We start from the raw sequence: 19,491 nt of genomic DNA on the forward strand, positions 1-19,491 counted from the left end.
GCTGGTGCGGCCGCGGATCGGTGGATCACCGGACGGGCCGCCGGCGATGAGGATGAGCAGGTTGATGGCGTTGCCGATCAACAACAGCCCCAGCAGCATTCGCGTGAGGTTGCGTTCGAGCAGCAGGTACACCCCGGCGCTGGTGAGGCCGCCGAGCAGGACGAGGGGCACGAGCGAGGTCGTCATCGCGAGCTCACCGCCGTTCCCTGTTCCTGGCCGAGCTCGACGTCGATGCGGGCGCCGAGGCTGCGCAACACGTCGAGCACCAGCCCCACGACGATGAGGTACACGCCGAGGTCGAAGAACAACGCGGTGACGAACTTGACGGTGCCCAACACCGGCACATCGACCTCGATAAGTGCCGACGAGAGCGCGGGCGCACCCACCAGAAGCGACGCGACCGCGGTGCCCGCGGCCAGCGTCAGCCCCGCCCCGAGGATCTTGCCCGCGTCCAGCGGCAGCGTCTCACCGAGTTCGTAACGCCCACCGGCGAGGTATCGCAGTACCAGCGCCAGCCCGGCCGTCAATCCGCCGGCGAACCCGCCGCCCGGGGTGTTGTGTCCCGCGAAGAAGAAGTACGCCGAGAGCACCATGATTAGCGGGAAGATGACGCGGGTCGCGACCTCCAGGATCAGCGACCGGTGCCGCGGGTCTCGCAACTCGCTGCCTCGCAGCCAGGTGATCTCACCGGCCGCCGGGCTGGTGTTCACGATCGCGGGCAGCCGTCCGATGTCGGGCTGACCGGCGTCGGCCACCCGCGGTGGCGCCCCGAACCGCCTGTGCCGGAACACCATTGACGCGACGCCGGTGGCCGCCACCAGCAGCACCATGACCTCGCCCATGGTGTCCCAGGCGCGGATGTCGACCAGCAGGACGTTGACGGCGTTGGCGCCGTGGCCGCGGTAGTAGGCCGCGTCGGGGATCAGCGTCGCGATCGGAACCCCGGTGCGTGCGGCCATCGCGTACACCGCCGTGGTGGTAACGGTCGCACCGACGGCAAGCGCCAGCAGGGCTCGCGGCCACCGGTACCGCCGGATGTGGAGCCGGTCGGCCTCGGCGGGCAGGGTGCGCAGCACCAGCACGAACACCACGAGCGTCAACGTCTCGACCAGGAACTGGGTCAGCGCCAGGTCGGGCGCGCCGTGCAGCGCGAAGATCGCACCACAGCCGTATCCCGTCACGCCGACGAGCAGCACCGCCGCGAGGCGGTTGCGCATCACCAGCGCCCCCAATGCGGCGGCCAGGATGATCAGGCCGATCACCACCTGCAGCGGGGAGCCCCACAGCTTGAACTCCGGGCGGTCCCGGGCGCCCAGCGCCAGCACGATCGTCGGCACCAGCACCAGCGTCGACAAGATCGCCGACTGTGTCGCCGGGATCGAGCCCCGCTGCGTGACCGCGGTGAGCTCCACCGACCACAGGTCGAGCCTGCGCACGACGGCGTCGTACACGTGGTCGGCGTTACCGAGCGGTTCGCGCATCGTGCGGAACCGGCGCAACCGCTCGCGTCCGATGAAGGCGGCGACACCCGTGGCGATCACCAGCACGGACAACAGCAGCGGCAGGTTGACGCCGTGCCACAGGGCGAGGTGGTACTCGTTGTTGCCGCCGGGCACGGTGTCGGCGTAGCCCTCGAGAACGTCGCCGATCCCGACGGGCCAGATCCCGAAGGCCAGGCCGGCCGCCGCGAGGACACCCGGCGCGATCATGAACGTGCGCTCGGGGCGGTGCATCTCGGCGACGCGCGTGCTGGGGTGCGAATGCCCTTTGCGGGCGAACGCGCCGAACAGAAAACGCAGGCTGTAGATGGTCGTGAACACCGAGCCGAGCACGATGCCCGCCAGCACGACCGGCGCGAAGGCACCGAGGGTCGGGCTGTGCAGCACGGTCTCGAGGTCGGCTTCCTTGGCGACGAAGCCGAAGAACGGAGGCAGCGCCGCCATGCTGGCCGACGCGCCGACGGCGATGACCAGCAGCGGTCGCGCCTTGTCGCCGAGCCAGGCCAACCGGCGGATGTCGCGGGTGCCGGTGGCGTGGTCGATGATGCCGACGACCATGAACAGCGCCGCCTTGAACATGGCGTGCGCCACCAGCATCGCGAGCCCGGCGAGCATCATGTCGGCCCCGCCGGTGCCCACCATCACCGTGATCAGCCCCAGCTGGCTCACCGTCCCGAAGGCCAGGATCAACTTCAGGTCGTACTCACGCACCGCGCGCCAGCCCGCCAGCAGCATGGTGACCAGGCCGAGAGATACGACGATCGGTTTCCACACCGGGGAGTCGGCGAAGCCGGGGCTCATCCGCGCGATCAGATAGACGCCCGCCTTGACCATCGCCGCGGCGTGCAGGTACGCGCTCACCGGGGTGGGCGCGGCCATCGCGCCCGGCAGCCAGAAGTGCAGCGGCACGATCGCCGACTTCGACAGGGCGCCGACCAGAACGAGCACCAGCCCGACGGCCGCGGCCACCCCGCCCGGCGGGGAGGCGAGCAGTTCCGAGAGCAGATAGGTGCCGGCCAGATTGCCGAGCACGATGATGCCGACCAGCATCGCCAGACCGCCGAACGTGGTGACCAGCAGGGCCTGCGTGGCGGCCCGTCGGCTGGTGAGGCGTTCGGCGTAGTGCCCGACGAGGAGGAAGGAGAGCACCGAGGTGATCTCCCAGAACACATAGAGCACCAGCAGGTTGTCGCTGGTGACCAGTCCGAACATCGCGCCGGAGAACGCGACCAGTTCGGCGGCGAAGCTCGGCAGCCGGTTCTCGATGCGGCCGTCGTGATGCCGGAAGTAATCGGCGCAGTAGAGGAGCACCAGCGCACCGATACCGAGCACCAGCACGCTCATGATCGCGGCGAGCGCGTCGAAGCGCAGGGTGATGTTCATCCACAGCTCGGGCACCCACTGCACGTCGACGGTGGCGGCCCGTCCGGCGGATGGCCAGTTCAGCATCACCCAGACCAGCGACGCCAGCGGCACCAGCGCCAGCGGGTAGAAGGCGTTGCGCCCCCACCTGTGGACGAGCAGGGGCGCCAGCGCGGTGGCGACCGCGTGAGCGAGCAGGACGGCGAGCAGGGCACTCCGATCGGTTGGGTTGGTCAGCACGCGGCCGCCAACCGGAGAACTGATGGTCGGGGTGTCAGCCGAGTAAGGCTTCGGTGATCTTCATTCTACGGGGGACGATCGGCGCTACGATGCCGCCTCGTGGGCACCACCGACGTCGTGGTGGTCGGCGCCGGCCCGACGGGGCCTGATGCTGGCGTGTGAGCTCGCGCTCGGTGGCGTCGCCGTGCAGTTGCTCGAGGAACGGACCTCGACACCCCGCATCACCAGAGCGTTCGCGGTGCATGCCCGCACCCTGGAACTGCTGGACGCGCGCGGCCTGGCGGAGGACCTGCTGCCGCGGGGTGTGCCGGTCCGGAGTTCGCGCCGCCCGGCGGAGCGACCATGAACCTGGGTGCGCTCGACAGTCGCTTCGCGATGCTGTTGATCGTTCCGCAGAGCGGCACCGAGCAGGTGTTGCAGTCCAGGGCGAGCATCGGATGGTCGGCAGGCGAATGCCGGACGTCGACTGCGGGGGCACACGCATCTACGAACTCCTACGCGAGCAGAAGTTCGTTTCTAATGACGTCCGCCCCGATGCGGCCCAGATGACCGCCGCCGCGCACCGCTGGCTCGGCGCCTGAGTCACCACCACCGCGTCGCGTCGGATATCTGGCGACCAAGTTCGTCGACCAGCGAACGCACGTAGGTCGCTGAAAGATGGTGGGCGTCATGGTAAACGAGCACATTGCCCTCGACGGCACGGCAGGAGTCGGGCCGACACACCGCGTCGCTGAGGTCGAGCACGGTCAGCAGGGGATAACGACCGGCGTAGTCGAGCGTCGGGTTGCGTTCGGAGAGCGCGTCGCTGCGGGAGATGCCGCAGGATTCCGGATCGCCACCCTCGGCAAGGCAGTCGACGGGTGCGAACAGGAAGCCGTCGCGGAACATCCACGGTGTGTCGCGTAGGCCGAGCATCGCGATGCCGTTGGCGCTGAACTCGTCCCAGATGCCGAGGTAGCCATCCGGGACCAGGTCACCGGGACCGTCGATGTGCGGCCGGGTGGTGGTGGTGAAGACGTAGTCGGGGCGGTCCGAGATGAGTGCGTTCATGGTGTCGCGCACCCACGTTCGGCACTGCGGGTACGGGTCGAGCGAGCCGGCGATGCGCGGGTCGTCGTCGGTGGTGAGGGGGCAACCCATCTTGAGATACGTCACGACGCGGAAACCGTGCGCGCGCCCCAGTAGATCCAGCGCCGTGATCCAGTGCTCGGCGTGCGAGCCGCCCGCCAGCGCTATCGTCCTGGCGGCGGTGGGATCGCCGTACGCGCAACGGATCACTTCGGTGCTCGCGAAGTCGGTGATGCAGCCCTCGACGGTGGTCGCGGGAAGATCCTCGGACGCCTCGAGGATCGTCGGACGCATCGGTAGCTTCGCCACCTTCACGTTGTCGAGCAGGGCCCGCGCCCCCGGATAGTCGCGGGTTGACAGGTTCTCCAATTCGTTGCCGTTGTCGCGGACGGAGTCGAGATGGTGGCGCCACCCCACCGACGCCACTGTCAATCCGAGCGCCAATACCGCGATGACACCGCCCAGCACCCTGGGCGCTCGGACGGGTGACGGAAGCCGGTGCGCCGCAACGTCATCGGATCTGCGCTCACGCAGAGGCTCCTCGACGAATCGCATCGTCAGATACGCCAACGCCAGGGACAGCACCACGACGACGGTTCCCTCGCGGACGCCGACACTGTCCTGGCCGGAGTGCGCCAGCCAGAAGATCAGCAGCGGCCAGTGCCACAGGTACAGCGAGTAGGCCATGGCCCCCAATGTGGCCAGGGGCACCGAGGCGATGGGCCGGTTCGGCCACGGTAGACGGGCCGAGGTCTGGGCGCCGCTGAAGATCAGCAGCACCGTCGCGCCGACGGGGACAAGCGCCCATGGACCGGGGAACGCGGCGCCGCCGTCGACGACAAATCCGCACGCGAGCACCGCAGCCAACCCCGTCGCGCCCGCCGCGGCCCGCAGCCACCCCGGCATCCGCACCACGCCGACCGCCGCCGCGGCGAGCATGCCCGCCAACGGTTCCCACGCGCGGGCGAAGGTGTCGTAGTACGCGTGCGACTGATCGAGGTGGTGTGCGACGACCGCGTACCAGAACGACAACACGGTCGCCAGGGCGATCACCGTGATCAGTGCGGACCGCCGCCTGCGGGCCCAGCCGCGAAACCTGCTAAGGAACGCGAGCAGCGCGGCGACGGCCAGCATCGCGACGAAGAACTGCCCCTGCACCGACATCGACCAGATGTGTTGCAGGGGGCTCACGGCCTGCCCGGCTCGCAGATAGTCGTTCGCCGTCGCGGCCAGATGCCAGTTCTGCCAATAGAACAGGCTCGCCAGCCCGTCCTCGGCGAACGCCCCCCATCGCGTCTGCGGCTGCACCAGCACCGTGAGCACCGCCGAGGCTGCCAACACGACTACGAGGGCGGGAGCCAGGCGGCGGACCAGCCGGACGATCGCACGCGGCAGTGACCCGTCGGGCTGCTCACCCGCGGCCTGGCGCAGCAGCCGTCCGCCGAAGAAGAAGCCGGACAGCACCAGGAAGACGTCCACGCCGCCGGACACCCGGCCGAACCAGACGTGGTAGAGCACCACGAGCAGGATCGCGATACCGCGGAGGCCGTCGAGGTCGTCGCGCACTCGCACGGCGCGCAGCGACGGGCGGGCAGGGGCGATCGACACACGAGTGCTCATGGTGCGATCGACAAACCTGCCCGTTCCGAGGACCAGAAGTAGCTCAGAAGTATCCCAGCCAGACGTACACCCAGGCCAACGGGGTGCTGAGCAGCGTGACGACGATGCCGTCGCGGCTACGCGATTCGCGCCGAGCTGATCGAACCGTGACCGCGTCGGCAGGGCGCCGGCGGGAGCGCGCATCGCACCGGAAGGGCGTGGCCGAGCAATCCGATGCCCGCACCGAGTATCGGCCAGATGGGCCAGAAGTACCACGCGCCGGCGGTCAGGCCGACGACCAACCACACCGTCAGCACGATCGCGACCATGGTCAGGTAACCGGCCAGGTGCACCTGCACACCGCGGCGGGCCATCCTCCTGCGGGCCTCCCGGCGGCGCGGATCGCTGCGCCGCAGGCGTTCGACGGGCAGGTCGGCGGTGAGCCCGTGCAGTTCCGGGCGGGTGGTCGCGGCGAACGCGGCCTGTAACCGGGCCTCGTACTCGGGCATTCCGAGGTAGCCCTGCGTCAGAGCCAGACCGAGCACGTCCGCGGTCTTCTCCCGGTCGGGGTCTCCGGCGCGGACGACGGGTGCGATGGCGGGCATGGCGACCTCCCTCGATCTTGACAATGGCAAGTTATTCCGAGTGTGCCGCTAGAACTAGTCATTGTCAAGATTGATTCAGCGGGCGGCCGAGAATGCGCGCAGCGACTCCACCTGCGCGGCGTCCAGCGACGGTCGCACCGCATCGCGGGCGGCGGCGACATCGGCAGCGGTGACGTCGGCGGCGTCGATCGAGCGCCGCATCGCGGTCAGCGCGGCCTCCCGCAGCAGCGCAACGCAGTCGGCGGCGCTGTAACCCTCGAGCTCACCAGCCAACGCGTCGAGATCGACGGCCTGCTCTCCCTCGGAGGCCAGCGGTATCGACTTGCCCGCGGTACGCAGGATCTCGCGACGGGCTTCGGCGTCGGGCGGTTCGACGAAGACCAGCTTCTCCAGCCGGCCGGGGCGCAGCAGCGCGGGATCGATGAGATCGGGCCGGTTCGTCGCACCGAGGACCACCACGTCGCGCAGCGGATCGATGCCGTCGAGTTCGGTGAGCAGCGCCGCAACCACGCGGTCGGTGACCCCGGAGTCGAAGCTCTGACCGCGCCGCGGCGCGAGCGCGTCGATCTCGTCGAGGAACACCAGCGACGGCGCCGAGTCGCGGGCGCGGCGGAACAGTTCGCGCACGGCCTTCTCCGACGAGCCGACCCATTTGTCCATCAGTTCCGCGCCCTTGACCGCGTGCACCGACAACCGTCCCGAACTGGCCAGCGCCCGAACCACGAAGGTCTTGCCGCAGCCCGGCGGGCCGTAGAGCAGTACCCCGCGGGGCGGGGCGACGCCGAGCCGCGCGAAGGTGTCGGGGTGCTGCAGCGGCCACAGCACCGCCTCGGTGAGTGCCTGCTTGGTGTCGACCATGTCGCCGACGTCCTCGAGCGTCACCGACCCGACGGACACCTCCTCGGTGGCCGACCGCGACAGCGGGCGGATCACGGTCGTCGCGCCCAGCAGATCGTCCTGGATGAGGGCCGGCGGCTCACCGTCGGCGCTGGCCCGCGCCGCGGCCCGCAATGCCGCCTCCCGAACCAGCGCGGCGAGGTCGGCGACCACGAAACCCGGTGTGCGGTCCGCGATCTCGTCGAGCTTGAGCTCCTTGGCCGGGACGTCACGCAGCAGTACCTCGAGCAGTTGCCTGCGGATCGCGCCGTCGGGCAGGCTGAGCCCGAGTTCGCGGTCGCACAGATCGGGTGCGCGCAACCGCGCGTCGACGTTGTCGGGCTGTTGCGACGTGGCGACGAACGCCACACCCCGCGTTCCGACCGCGTTGCGCAGTTCGGTGAGGATCAACGTGGCCACCGGTTCGGCCGTGGACGGCAGCAGCGCGTCGACGTCCGTGATCAGTAGCACCCCGCCGCCGTCACGGACGGTGGCCACCGCCGACGCCACGCTCGCCAGCCGGTCCTCGGCCCGCAGCGAGCCGACTTCCGGCCCGTCGAGTTCGACCAGTCGCCGGTCGGCGCACACTGCGCGCACCAGCGCCGCCTTGCCGACACCGGCGGGCCCGGACACGAGGACCCCCAGATTGGCTGTGGCACCTAGGGTTTCGAGCAGCTCGGGCTGGTCAAGGGCGAGCTTGAGCCATTCGGTGAGGCGCTGCGCCTCGGCCTGCGAACCCTTGAGGTCGTCGACGCCGAGCGCGGGTCGGGATTTCTCCGGCGCGGTCACCACCACCTGACCGGGCGCCGTGACGGGGGTCGGTGCGACAGATCCGCCGGGCGACCCATCGCTCCAGCAGACCGCCGAATTGGGTTGCACGCTCACGGGTCCGGCGGGATCGGTGCCGGTGACCGTCAACAGTTCAGAGGTCCAGGTGATACCCACCGACGAGGCGAGTGCGGCCGTCGCGCGCGAGGTCGGGATGTCGGGACCCAATTCCCGCGGCAACAGCGACACCGTGTCGCCGACCGTCATCACCTTGCCCAGCAACGCTTGTCGAAGGGTGGCGGGTGAGATGGACTGGCTGGCGAGCCTCGAACCGGTCAGCGTCACCGAGCGCGCACCGTAAACTGTCACCGGGGCGACGAGAACGGTGGTGTCCTCACGCAACCCGGCGTTGGACAGCGTGACGTCGTCGAGCAGCGCGGTGCCCGCCGGTACCCCGTCGGGCGCCGCGCCGACGACGGCGGTGGTGGTGCGCGAACCGGTCAGCGACACCGCATCCCATTCGCGAATGCCGAGCGCGGCAATGGCTTCCGGGTGCAGGCGGACCACGCCCCTGCGCGAGTCGAGTGCCGAGGTGTTCAGCCGTGCGGTCAGCGTGAGCTGCTGCCGGGGACCGGGACGGTCGGACTGCAACTCAGTCATGCCGGGAACCAGGCCTGCGCAACCCGAGCCGCATCACCGACCGGCGGTGTGGCTGGGCCCTGCGGATGGCCCGCCGGGCGGCGCGCTGCTGGCGTGGTTTGTCGTCCCAGACCTCCGGATGCGCGGCGAGGAAGCGGCGGGTGCGGATGGCGAACGGGATGTGTACGACGTAGGCGGCGATGATGATCAGGATCACCAGGTAGCCGTAGAGGATCGCGGCCGCGACGCCGATCGCCACGAGGGCCAGTAGCGGCGCGACCATGTTGGGCGGCACCGAGAACGTGTGGATCTTTCGCATCGGGATCGTGCTGACCACCAGCAGCGAGACGCCGATCATCCAGATCACGACCGCGGGTTCGGAGGTCCACCAGCCGTCGCCGAACTGCATCTTGGCCGCCAGCGGACCGATGGCGCCGATGGCGCCGGCCGGGGCGGGCATGCCGACGAAGTACTTCTTCTCGTAGTCGGGCTTGTCGACGTCGAGCATCGCGTTGAACCGGGCCAGGCGCAGCACGATGCACACCGCGTACACCAGAACGACGATCCACCCGATCTGCGACTGCGACAGCAGCGTGCCGTAGACGATGAACGCCGGTGCGACACCGAAGTTCACGGCGTCGGCGAGCGAGTCGATCTCCTCGCCCATGCGCGAGGTCGCCTTGAGGGCGCGCGCGATGCGGCCGTCGAGCGCATCGAGGATCGCGGCGACCGCCAGGAACGCCATCGATTCGGTCGGCCGGTTGTCCAGGGCCATTTTGACCGCGCTCAAGCCGAGGCAGATCGCCGCGACGGTCATCGCGCTGGGCAGGATCCGCAGGCTGACGACGGAGCGTTTGATGCGGGGCCGGATCATCACGAAGCCGTCCGGCCGGCGACATCGGGCTCCGGAGCCGTCCGGCCGGCGACATCGGGCCCGAGTTCGGCCAATACCGTCTCGCCCGCCACCGCCCGCTGGCCCGTCGTCACCAGGATGTTCGACCCGGCGGGCAGGTAGGTGTCGAGGCGCGAGCCGTAGCGGATCAACCCGTAGGTCTGGCCGATCTCCAGCTTGTCGCCGACCTTCGCCTCGCACACGATGCGCCGTGCCACCAGGCCGGCGATCTGCACGGCTATCACCTCGACGCCGTCGGCGGTACGGATGCGCACGCTGTTGCGCTCGTTGTCCTCGCTGGCGGCTTCCAACTCGGCCGAACCGAACAGGCCCGGGCGGTGCTCGACGGCGACGACCTCACCGCCTATCGGGGCACGCTGCACATGCGCGTCGAAGATCGACAGGAAGATGCTGATGCGCGGCAACGGCGTTGCGGGCAAACCGAGTTCGGCCGGCGGCAACGCCTCCTCGATGAGGCAGATCAGGCCGTCGGCGGGAGCGACGACGAGGTTGGGGCGGGTCGGCGACACACGCGGCGGGTGGCGGAAGAACAACGCATTGGCCGCGGCCGACGCCAGGGCGGTGCCACGCACCCACCGGTTGCGGTGCCCGAGCGCGGCCACCGCCAGGCTGGCGCCGACGAACGGCAGCCCGGCGGAGTGCATCGGGGGAATCGTGGTCCGGGCCAGCGCCAGGAGCCGCGCGGGGCCGGTTTTCAGGTCGGGGCGTCTGGCCATCGTGCAGCGATTCTACGGGGCGGTTCAGGTCAGGTCCCATACCTGGACCGGTGACCCGGCCGGCAGCGCGTCGACGTCCTCGGCGATCTCCAACAGGCAGTTCGCCGACGCCAACCAGCGCAAGTGGTGCGATGCGGGGGGCCCGTAGCTGGTCACGGTTCCGGCGTCGGCGTCGAACACACCCCTGCGGAACTGGCGTTTTCCGCGCGGTGAGGTGAGATCCTCGGTCAGCTCGGCGGTGCGTCGCGGCCTGCCGGGGTTCGGCAGGCCCATCGCTGCGCGCAGTGGGGCACGCAGAAACACCTCGAAGGACACCAGCGCGCTGACCGGGTTTCCGGGCAGCGTCACGATCGGGGTTCCGTCGACGACCCCGCAGCCCTGCGGCATACCCGGCTGCATGGCCACCTTGACGAATTCCACGGCTTCCGCGAGCGCGTCCTTGACCACCTCGTAGGCGCCCGCGCTCACCCCGCCCGTCGTGACGATCAGGTCGGCGTCCCCGGTGTGCGTCGCCAGGGCGGCGCGAAACGAGTCGACGTCATCACCGGTCATCGGGGAAGCCACGACGTCGGCCCCGGCGTCGCGCAGCGCAGCGGCGAGCATGACCGCGTTCGATTCGTAGATCTGACCGGGCGCCAAGGGTATGCCCGGTGCGACCAGTTCGGTGCCGGTCGACATCACCAGCACGCGTTGTCGCGGGATCACCGAAAGTTCGGCGAGCCCGAGTGCGGCGGCCAATCCGAGCGCGGCGGGTGTGACGGTCTGCCCGGCGCGCAGCACCGCCGTTCCGGCCGTGACGTCTTCGCCCGCGCGCCGGATGTGCTGGCCGGTCTTCGCGGTCGCGCGGATCTCCACTGTGTCGGTCGCGGCGTTCGTCGCCTCCACAGGCACCACCGCCGTGGCGCCGGACGGCAGCATCGCCCCGGTCATGATCCGGTGCGCCGTACCGGGTTTCAGTGTCAGGATGTCGGTGCGCCCAGCCGGGATGTCCTCGGCGACGGGCAGTTTGACCGGACTCTCGGGCGTCGCCGAAGCCACGTCGTCGGCCATCACGGCGTAACCGTCCATCGCCGAGTTGTCGAAGCCCGGCAGCGACAACGGCGCGACCACGTCCTCTGCGAGCACGAGTCCGAGAGCGTCCGCGATGGAAACGCTGACCGGCGGGCGAACCTTGATCAGCGCGGCGACGACGCGCTGATGCTCATCGACGGTCCGCATCAGATGGGATAGGTGATGCCGGTCAGCTCCTCGGACATGGTCCACAACCGGTGCTGAATGTCTTGGTCGTGCGATTGTGCGCTGGAGGCAACGAGTTTCGGATTCCCCGTCACTTCGCCGATCCCGTCGGGCCCGTAGTACTGCCCGCCCTGCACACCCGGGTCGGTGGCTGCACGAAGGGTCGGCAGCGCGCCCTTCTCCGCCGGTTGGGCCACGACCTTCCACACGACGTCGGGGATGAAAGGCGGCACATAGCGCATCAATTCGGTGTCGGAGAGGCCAGGATGCGCGGCCGCCGCGATCGTCGAAGAGCCCTTGGCCGCGAGACGGCGCTGTAGTTCGTATGTGAACAAGAGGTTGGCCAGCTTCGACTGACCGTAGGCGCGCACTCGGTTGTATCCGGTCTCGAAATGCGGGTCCTCGAAGCGGATTCGGGCCAGGATGCGATGGCCGACGCTGCTGACCGTCACGACGCGCGACCCGCCGACCTTCAGGAGGTTCTCGAGCAGCAGGCCGGTCAGCGCGAAATGGCCCAGATGATTGGTGCCGAACTGCATCTCGAAGCCGTCTTTGGTGGTCTCGCGGTTCGGCACGTACATCACGCCGGCGTTGTTGATGAGCAGATCGATACGGGGGTGCGCGGCGCGCAGTTCGTCGGCGGCCCTGCGGACGCTGTCGAGCGACGACAGGTCGAGTTCGGTCAGACTGACCGCGGCGTTGGGCGTCGAATTCCTGATGCGGTCGACGGCCTCGTTGCCCTTGTCGAGGTTGCGCACCGCGAGCACCACCTGCGCGCCCTTGGCCGCCAAGGCGGCCGCGGTGTCATAGCCGAGCCCGCTGTTCGCTCCGGTCACGATCGCGGTCCGCCCGAACTGGTCGGGTATGTCGGCCGCGGTCCACTTGCTGCCCATGTCGATCAACATACTCAGCGGCCGACCGACTCGCGGTTACCTAGGCTGGACGACTGATGACCGATCTTGTCGATCCCGCGAACAAACCGAGCCGCAAGGCGCCGCTGGTGTGGGCGATCGGAGCGGCGATCCCGTGGTCGATGCTGGCGTTCGCGCAGCTGGTCTGGTTCGTGGTGGATTCGCGCACGTGGTGGGTGCACGCGCTCGCGGCGCTCGGCACGCTGCTCGGCATCATCCTGTTCGTCGTTGTGGTCCCGTGGTGGCGATACCGGGTGCACCGGTGGGACGTCGACCCGCGCGCGGTGTACACCCGCACCGGCTGGTTGACGCAGGAGCGCCGCATCGCGCCGATCTCGCGCGTGCAGACCGTCGACACCGAACGCGGTCCGCTGGACCGGTTGTTCGGGCTGGCGAACGTCACCGTGACGACGGCGTCCTCGGCGGGCGCGGTGCGCATCATCGCGCTGGACGCCGACGTCGCCGACGCGGTCGTCGCCCGGCTCACCGACATCGCCGCGCTCGGCACCGGGGATGCGACATGACGACCGGTTGGGGGTATCCACCGCCCGGCGAGGTGTGGCAGCGCCTCAGCCCCCGGATGCTGCTGGTGCATCCGGTGCATGAGGTCGTCCGCCAGATCCCCGTCATCGTCGGCACGCTGGTGCTCGGCTCGGCGACCGGGAATCCGGTGCTGGCCTTCGCGGCGCTGGGAATCACGGTGGCGTTCGGCCTGGCCCGCTGGTTCACCACGACCTATCGCATCGGTCCGAGCGACGTGCAGCTGCGCACCGGTGTCCTGCAGCGCAAGGAGCTCTCGGTGCCGCGCAACAGGATTCGGTCGGTGTCCACCGACGCCCGCCTGCTGCACCGATTGCTGGGGTTGACGGTGCTGCGGGTCAGCACCGGCCAGGAAGCCAGGGGGGACGCCGCATTCGCGCTCGACGCGGTACCCAGCGACCAGGTCGGCCCGTTGCGCGGGCTGCTGCTGGCCGAATCCTTGACGGTCGAGGAGAACAAGCCGTCGGCTCCAGGTCGGGTGCTGGCCCAGTGGAAGCCGGCGTGGTTGCGCTACAGCCCGCTGAGTTTCACCGGGCTGGCGATGATCGCCGCCGCCGCAGGTGTGGTGTATCAGGTGGGCGCCGGAAGCGGCGTGCAGGATTCGCGGCTGGCCCAGTCGTGGGTCGAAACGGCCAGGAGCGTCGGAACCGCGGCCAGCATCGCGGCAGGCGTGTTGGTGCTTCTGCTGGCGTCCGTCGTGCTGTCGGTGCTGCAGTCTTTGGTGACCTACGGAAACCTCGAGTTGCGACGGGACTTCGAGGTGCTGCACCTGCGGTATGGGCTGCTGCGCGTCCGCGAGCACACCTTCGACATGCGCCGCCTGCGCGGCGGCACGCTTCGAGAACCGTTGCTGGTCCGGCTGTTCGGCGGCGCCCGCCTCGATGCGGTCATGACCGGCGTCGGGGGAGAGGGTGAGTCGTCGCTGTTGTTGCCGCCCTGCCCGAAGCGCACGGCCGATGACGTGCTGACCGATCTGATCGAACGCCCCGACGCGGTGACGGGTCCGCTTCGTGCGCACGGGGCGGTCGCGACTCGTAGACGGTGGACGCGGGCGATGGCAGTGCCCGCGGTCGCCGCGGTGGTGCTGCTGGTGGCGCCGACGCCGGCATGGGTGTGGGTGCTGTGGGTCGTCGTCACCGGTTGCTGCGCACTGCTGGCGGCCGACCGCGCACGGTCGCTGGGCCACCGCGTGGGAGAGGGGTGGCTCGTCGCGCGCACCGGCAGCCTGCAGCGTCGCCGCGACTGCATCGAGGCCTCGGGCATCATCGGCTGGACGGTGCGCCAGACGTGGATGCAGCGCCGGGCCGGGGTGGCGACGCTGATCGCCGCGACGGCCGCCGGGGTCAAGCACTATCAGGTGATAGATGTGCCCACCGAGCTGGCGTGGTCGATCGCGGCCGAGGCCTCGCCGTGGGTGGCCGACAATGAGTGGTCGCGGCGGTAGTGGGGTTGCCGGCCTCGCAGCACCCGTCGCATGATCGAGGGCGAGAAGAGTTTCGTCGGCGGGTCCAGCATCCCGAGGACGCGAAGGAACCGGAGCGTGACCGCGTCGTCCGTTTCGCACGCCGTCAACACACGGTCCAGGTACGCGTTGCTAAGCCGTATCGACAGCGGCACAGTCCCCTCGACTTCGGGTATCGCCAGATCCGATCCGACGGCGGTCTGCCAGGCGATGCGGATCGGCTTGACGCTGGATCGGAAGAAGCGGCGGGCCAAATTCCTGTCGCCGCGCTGCAGGCAGTCGCGCAGCACGGTGGCCTCAACGGCCGCAACGGTCATGCCCTGCCCGTAGATTGGATTGAAGCTGCACACCGCGTCGCCGAGCACCAGGAGCCCGTCGGGTAGCCGGCGCAACTTGTCGTAGCGGCGCCAGCGGTTGGACGGCACCCGGTAATTCACCACGGGCCCAAGCGGTTCGGCGTCGGCGAGGGCCGCCAGCACGTTCGGGGGCACGAAATCGGCTACGAAATCACGCATTTCATCGGACGTATCCGGCACCGGGTGGCCGGCCATGGCCCCGATCGCGAACATCGTCGCGTCGTTCTCGAAGCACGCGGTCGCAAACATCCGGGGCCTACCGTGCTCCGGCATGAGCGCGATGAAGTGTTCCGCGAGCGCGCCGGGCTTGATGCGCACCGGCTGGCAGGCGTAAGCCAATTGCACGACTACTTCGTCCACCGGCGGCCGGTCATAACCCAACTGCTCGAGGAACAGCGGTGTGCGGGAGCCACGCCCGGTCGCGTCGACGACGAGGTCGGCGTCCAGCATCGTCACCTCGCGGGTGTCACGGTCGATCACGTCGACGCCCGTGACCCGGCGGCGGTCGGGGGTTGCCGCCAGGGAGACCACGTCGTGGCGCTCCACGATGTTCACGTTGGAAATCTCGCGCATGCGCCGCAGCACATGCCAATCCAGAAACGGCCGGCTCTGGAAGTAGAACGGCATCGAGTCGGGGGACGGGCACCGGCCCGATTGCACGAGTCGATGGCCACCGGGCGCGAAGCAGAGCCTGGAGTAATCGCCGTCCCACTTGACGGCGCCGTCCGCGACGAGTTCATCGAGGATGCCCGGCAACAACTCCTCGAGCACCTGGGCCCCGCGCGCGAGGAGGGCGTGGATCAGCCTGCCCTGAGGGACTCCACGCCTGGGCGTGGGCTCGGTGGGCAGCGCGTCGCGCTCTACCACGGTCACGGTCCGGTAGCTGTCCGCGAGCACCCTGGCGGCCAGCAGGCCTGCCATGCTCGCGCCGAGAACCACCGCTCGTTCGCCTACGACTGGCATCGCCCACCCCTCACCTCGACATCCGTGGCCGGTATCGGCCCTGGTAAGGGATAGTTTTCGACGGCCGATGGCGACGCACTAGCGTAGGCGACTACTCGAATCCACCGGGGCTCCACGATTTGCGCTCGCGCATCCGCCGTTTACTGTCGGGGCCATGGCTATCGGTGGGGTGCTGTTCGACATCGATGGCGTGCTGGTGACCTCGTGGCAGCCGATCGAGGGTGCGGCGCGGACCGTCCGGACGTTGAACGACAACCAGATTGCCTGTGCGTACCTGACCAACACGACGACCAAGACCCGCGTGCAGATCGCCGAACTGCTCACCGAGGCGGGTATGTCGGTGCGGCCCGACGAGGTCATCACCGCCGCGGTGCTGACCGCCCAGTACGTCCGCGACCGGTATCCGGACGCGCGTTGCTTTCTGGTGAACAACGGGCAGATCGCCGAGGACATGCCGGGCATCGACATCGTCTACTCCCACGAGTTCAGCGGTCCGCGCGCGCCCGAGGCCCCGGACGTCGTCCTGCTCGGCGGTGCCGGCCCGGAATACAGCCACCTGACGTTGTCGTGGGTCTACGACTGGATGGCACAGGGGGTGCCGGTGGTCGCGATGCACCGCAGCACCGCATGGACGACGACCGACGGGTTGCGCGTGGACACCGGCATGTACCTGATCGGTATGGAGGAGACGTCCGGACGGAAGGCGACGGCGGTCGGTAAGCCCGCGCCCGAGGGTTTCCTGGCCGCGGCGAGCCGCCTCGGTGTCGAACCCGACGAGATGTACATGGTCGGCGACGACCTCAACAACGATGTGCTGGCGGCGCAGGTGGTCGGTATGACCGGCGTGTTGGTGCGCACCGGCAAATTTCGACAGGATACGTTGGATCGTTGGGCGGCAGACGAATTCGCGATGCAGCCAAACCACGTCATCGACTCGGTGGCGGACCTGCCACGGCTGCTCGGACTGTAGGGGAATCGATGTGGGAACGGTTGCAGCACATGTTGCTGCAGCGGGGGATCAACACCTACGTGGAGCTGGTGTTGTGGATCCTTCTGATCTACACCGTGATCGGCGTCGTGTACGCGGCGTTCCACATCGAGCTGATCGGACAGCTGGAGGCCGCGCTGTCGGGCGACTTCACCATCTTCGCCAACATCGCGGCCCTCGTCGTCGCGGTCGGCCTGTGGCCGCTCCTGCTGATCAGCTCGATGGTGTGCGGGGTGGCCGGCTGCGGAGTGTTCTAGCGATGACTTTCTTCGCTCGTCGCGGTCTGTATCGACATGACCGAACAACGCATACACGCCACCACAACCGTCAACGCCCGGATCGAGACCGTCTTCGAGGTGCTCGCCGACCCGTCGACGCACCAAGCGATCGACGGCACCGGATGGGTGCGCGAACCGCTTGATGCAAAGCCGTTGACCGAGATCGGCCAGGTCTTCCTGATGGGCATGTACCACGACAACCATCCGGAGAAGTACTACGAGATGGCCAACCGCGTCGAGGTGTTCGACCCGCCGCGTGTCATCGCGTGGCAGCCGGGCCAGGGGCCCGAGCAGCGGGGCTATCTGATGAACGGCACCGAACTCCAATGGGGCGGCTGGATCTGGCGGTACGACCTCGATGCCGCGGGGCCGGGGCAGACCGCGGTCACGTTGACCTACGACTGGTCGAACGTGGCGCCGCACATGCGCGACATCGAGTTTCCGCCCTTCGAGCCCCAGCACCTCGACAACTCGCTGAAGAACCTCGCCACCCTGGCCGAGGAGCGCGGCGCCCGAGGCTGACCCGTCTCCCCGCGAGCGCTCAGTTAGGTACAGAAAACCGGGCGGAAAACGTACAAGGGTGAGCGCTCGCGGGTGGTGCGGCTAGGCCTGTAGCTTGCGGACGGCCTCGATGCGGGCCCGGAGCTGATCCGTCGTCGCCGCCGCGACGGCCGGGCCACCGCAGATCCGGCGCAGCTCCTTGTGGATCCACCCGTGGGGCTTGCCGGTGCGGTGGTGCGCGATGGACACCAGCGTGTTGAGTTCCTTGCGCAGCTCGCGCAGTTGGCCGTGTGTCGAGACGCGGGGTACCTCGCCCGAGGCGGTCTGGCGGGTCAATTGCTCTTCCTGCCTGCGCCGCAACAGGTCCCGCATCTGATCGGGGGCGAGCAGGCCGGGGATGCCGAGATAATCGGCCTCGTCCTCGCTGCCGACGGCCGCCGCGGTGCCGAACGAGGAGCCGTCGAAAATCACCTGGTCGAGTTCGGCGTCGGCGCCCAGCATCTCGAAACCGTTGTCCAGCTCGCCCGGTTCGTCCTTCTTCTTGTTGGCGTCCTCGAGCGCCGCGTCGTCCCACTCGCCCTGCGACTCACGGTGCGGCTTGCCGAGCACGTGGTCGCGCTGCGCCTCCATCTCGCTGGCCAGGTCGAGCAGTGACGGCACCGACGGCAGGAAGATGCTCGCGGTCTCACCGGGCCGGCGGGACCGGACGTAGCGGCCGATCGCCTGCGCGAAGAACAGCGGGGTGGACGCCGAGGTCGCGTACACCCCGACGGCCAGGCGCGGCACGTCGACGCCCTCGGAGACCATGCGCACCGCGACCAGCCAACGCGACGTGCCGGCCGCGTACGCGGCGATGCGGTCCGACGATCCGGGGTCGTCGGACAGGACGAGCGTCGGCGCCTCCCCGGTCAGCGTCGTCAACACCTTGGCGTAAGCACGCGCGGCCTTCTGGTCCGATGCGATCACCATCGCGCCCGCGTCCGGTACGCCGCCGTTGCGCAACTGGGAGAGCCGGGTGTCGGCGGCCTGCAGCACAGCCGGTATCCACTCGCCGTTCGGGTTGAGCACCGTGCGCCACGCCCGCGCGGTCTGCTCGGCGTTGAGCGGTTCACCGAGCCTCGCGGAGTACACAACATCGTCGCTGCCGGCGCGCTCACGCCACCGCGCCTCTCCGGAGTAGGCCATGAACACCACCGGCCGCACCACCCCGTCGGCGAGCGCGTCGGCGTAGCCGTAGACGTGGTCGGCGCGTGAGCGCAACACCCCCTCGCCGTCGGGTTCGTAGGTGACGAACGGGATGGGGCTGTCATCGCTGCGGAACGGCGTGCCGGTCAGCGCCAGCCGGCGGGTGGCGTCGTTGAACGCCTCGCGCATCGCCTCGCCCCAGCTCTTCGCGTCGCCACCGTGGTGGATCTCGTCAAAGATGACCAGGGTGCGGTGGTTCTCGGTGCGCACACGGTGTCGGGTCGGGTGGCTGGCCACCTGGGCGTAGGTGACCACGACGCCGTGGTACTCCGACGAGTGGTGTGCGGCGCTGTTGGAGAACTTCGGGTCCAGCGACAGGCCGAGTCTCGCGGCGGCCAGCGCCCACTGGATCTTGAGGTGTTCGGTCGGTACGACGACGGTGATGCGCTCGACGGTCCCGTCGGCCAGCAGCTCGCCGGCCACGCGCAGGGCAAACGTCGTCTTACCCGCGCCGGGGGTGGCGACGGCGAGAAAGTCACGCGGTTTGGCGCCAAGATACCGCACCAAAGCCCGACGCTGCCAGCCTCGCAAAGCCTGGGTGTCGGGCGCTGTGTCTGCCCGCACCCAAAGACTCCTCACTGATCGGACAGCAGCCTAGCGCAACGGATTACGGCCGCGCATCTCCGCGTGGCGTGTCGCTGGACGGCCGGTGTGTCGGGCGTTGCTCACGGGTGCGATGCGCGCCGGAGCGGCGAACGGCCGGCGGCGCTCAAGGGCCCGCCGGGG

Annotated in this window: 18 protein-coding genes; 7 read left to right on the top strand and 11 right to left on the bottom strand. The window is 69.2% G+C overall.

Annotated elements, in window-relative coordinates; all coding sequences use genetic code 11:
• Positions 1-186: NADH-quinone oxidoreductase subunit K (locus tag A5752_RS19295; RefSeq protein WP_197500685.1), on the bottom strand; the 186-nt coding region annotated here is incomplete at its 3' end.
• On the bottom strand, positions 183-3,071 hold the full coding sequence (locus A5752_RS19300) for a Na+/H+ antiporter subunit A (protein WP_067088842.1): 2,889 nt from the start codon (positions 3,069-3,071) through the stop codon (positions 183-185). The genes A5752_RS19300 and A5752_RS19295, both read right to left, overlap by 4 nt.
• 178 nt (positions 3,072-3,249) lie before the next feature.
• On the opposite strand from A5752_RS19300, the gene A5752_RS28075 reads away from it, so the two are divergent.
• Both A5752_RS28075 and A5752_RS28080 read left to right on the top strand, forming a co-directional pair.
• Positions 3,250-3,447 (top strand): FAD-dependent monooxygenase, encoded by a 198-nt coding sequence (locus A5752_RS28075; RefSeq protein WP_067088782.1) that lies wholly within the window; start codon positions 3,250-3,252, stop codon positions 3,445-3,447.
• A 91-nt stretch (positions 3,448-3,538) separates the two neighbouring features.
• Positions 3,539-3,682, top strand: coding sequence for a hypothetical protein (locus tag A5752_RS28080; RefSeq protein WP_231983458.1), 144 nt, complete (start codon positions 3,539-3,541; stop codon positions 3,680-3,682).
• A 1-nt stretch (position 3,683) separates the two neighbouring features.
• On the opposite strand, the gene A5752_RS19310 is transcribed toward A5752_RS28080, so the two are convergent.
• The 7 genes from A5752_RS19310 to A5752_RS19340 all read right to left on the bottom strand — a co-directional run bounded on the left by A5752_RS19310 (position 3,684) and on the right by A5752_RS19340 (position 12,414).
• Positions 3,684-5,789 (bottom strand): acyltransferase family protein, encoded by a 2,106-nt coding sequence (locus tag A5752_RS19310; RefSeq protein ID WP_067088786.1) that lies wholly within the window; start codon positions 5,787-5,789, stop codon positions 3,684-3,686.
• A gap of 116 nt (positions 5,790-5,905) precedes the next feature.
• A complete protein-coding gene (locus A5752_RS19315; RefSeq protein WP_067088789.1) occupies positions 5,906-6,373 on the bottom strand; it encodes a DUF1707 domain-containing protein in 468 nt (155 codons plus the stop codon).
• A gap of 75 nt (positions 6,374-6,448) precedes the next feature.
• A complete protein-coding gene (locus A5752_RS19320) occupies positions 6,449-8,677 on the bottom strand; it encodes an AAA family ATPase (RefSeq protein ID WP_067088791.1) in 2,229 nt (742 codons plus the stop codon).
• Positions 8,670-9,530, bottom strand: coding sequence for a CDP-diacylglycerol--serine O-phosphatidyltransferase (gene pssA, locus A5752_RS19325; RefSeq protein WP_067088845.1), 861 nt, complete (start codon positions 9,528-9,530; stop codon positions 8,670-8,672). The genes A5752_RS19320 and pssA overlap by 8 nt, the downstream gene beginning before the upstream one ends.
• The gene (locus A5752_RS19330; RefSeq protein ID WP_067088794.1) at positions 9,530-10,285 is read right to left on the bottom strand and encodes a phosphatidylserine decarboxylase; all 756 of its coding nucleotides are present in this window, start codon (positions 10,283-10,285) and stop codon (positions 9,530-9,532) included. Before A5752_RS19330 ends, pssA begins: the two co-directional genes overlap by 1 nt.
• A 24-nt stretch (positions 10,286-10,309) precedes the next feature.
• Positions 10,310-11,503 (bottom strand): molybdopterin molybdotransferase MoeA, encoded by a 1,194-nt coding sequence (gene moeA / locus A5752_RS19335; RefSeq protein WP_067088797.1) that lies wholly within the window; start codon positions 11,501-11,503, stop codon positions 10,310-10,312.
• A complete protein-coding gene (locus A5752_RS19340) occupies positions 11,503-12,414 on the bottom strand; it encodes an SDR family NAD(P)-dependent oxidoreductase (protein ID WP_067088847.1) in 912 nt (303 codons plus the stop codon). The genes moeA and A5752_RS19340 overlap by 1 nt, the downstream gene beginning before the upstream one ends.
• A 56-nt stretch (positions 12,415-12,470) precedes the next feature.
• On the opposite strand from A5752_RS19340, the gene A5752_RS19345 reads away from it, so the two are divergent.
• Together A5752_RS19345 and A5752_RS19350 are read left to right on the top strand one after the other, a co-directional pair.
• Positions 12,471-12,956 carry a PH domain-containing protein gene (locus A5752_RS19345; protein ID WP_067088800.1) on the top strand — a complete coding sequence of 162 codons (486 nt, stop codon included), beginning with the start codon at positions 12,471-12,473 and terminating at the stop codon, positions 12,954-12,956.
• Complete coding sequence (locus tag A5752_RS19350) at positions 12,953-14,416, top strand: PH domain-containing protein (protein WP_067088803.1); 1,464 nt, start codon at positions 12,953-12,955, stop codon at positions 14,414-14,416. The genes A5752_RS19345 and A5752_RS19350 overlap by 4 nt, the downstream gene beginning before the upstream one ends.
• Here A5752_RS19350 and A5752_RS19355 read toward each other — a convergent pair.
• Entirely contained in the window at positions 14,326-15,753 is a 1,428-nt protein-coding gene (locus tag A5752_RS19355; protein ID WP_067088805.1) for an FAD-dependent oxidoreductase, read from the bottom strand. The genes A5752_RS19350 and A5752_RS19355 overlap by 91 nt on opposite strands.
• Positions 15,754-15,907: 154 nt before the next feature.
• On the opposite strand from A5752_RS19355, the gene A5752_RS19360 reads away from it, so the two are divergent.
• From A5752_RS19360 to A5752_RS19370, 3 genes are read left to right on the top strand one after another with little or no spacing between them, the layout of a single operon-like run.
• Positions 15,908-16,723 (top strand): HAD-IIA family hydrolase, encoded by an 816-nt coding sequence (locus A5752_RS19360; protein ID WP_067088808.1) that lies wholly within the window; start codon positions 15,908-15,910, stop codon positions 16,721-16,723.
• 8 nt (positions 16,724-16,731) lie between these two features.
• Complete coding sequence (locus A5752_RS19365; RefSeq protein WP_067088811.1) at positions 16,732-16,998, top strand: addiction module protein; 267 nt, start codon at positions 16,732-16,734, stop codon at positions 16,996-16,998.
• 36 nt (positions 16,999-17,034) lie between these two features.
• Positions 17,035-17,541, top strand: coding sequence for an SRPBCC family protein (locus A5752_RS19370; RefSeq protein WP_067088813.1), 507 nt, complete (start codon positions 17,035-17,037; stop codon positions 17,539-17,541).
• An 81-nt stretch (positions 17,542-17,622) separates the two neighbouring features.
• On the opposite strand, the gene A5752_RS19375 is transcribed toward A5752_RS19370, so the two are convergent.
• Positions 17,623-19,329, bottom strand: coding sequence for a DEAD/DEAH box helicase (locus A5752_RS19375; RefSeq protein WP_067088815.1), 1,707 nt, complete (start codon positions 19,327-19,329; stop codon positions 17,623-17,625).
• Between the last annotated feature and the right edge of the window lie 162 nt (positions 19,330-19,491).

This window comes from Mycobacterium sp. 852002-51961_SCH5331710 (genome assembly GCF_001665535.1).
Taxonomy (GTDB): Bacteria; Actinomycetota; Actinomycetes; order Mycobacteriales; family Mycobacteriaceae; genus Mycobacterium.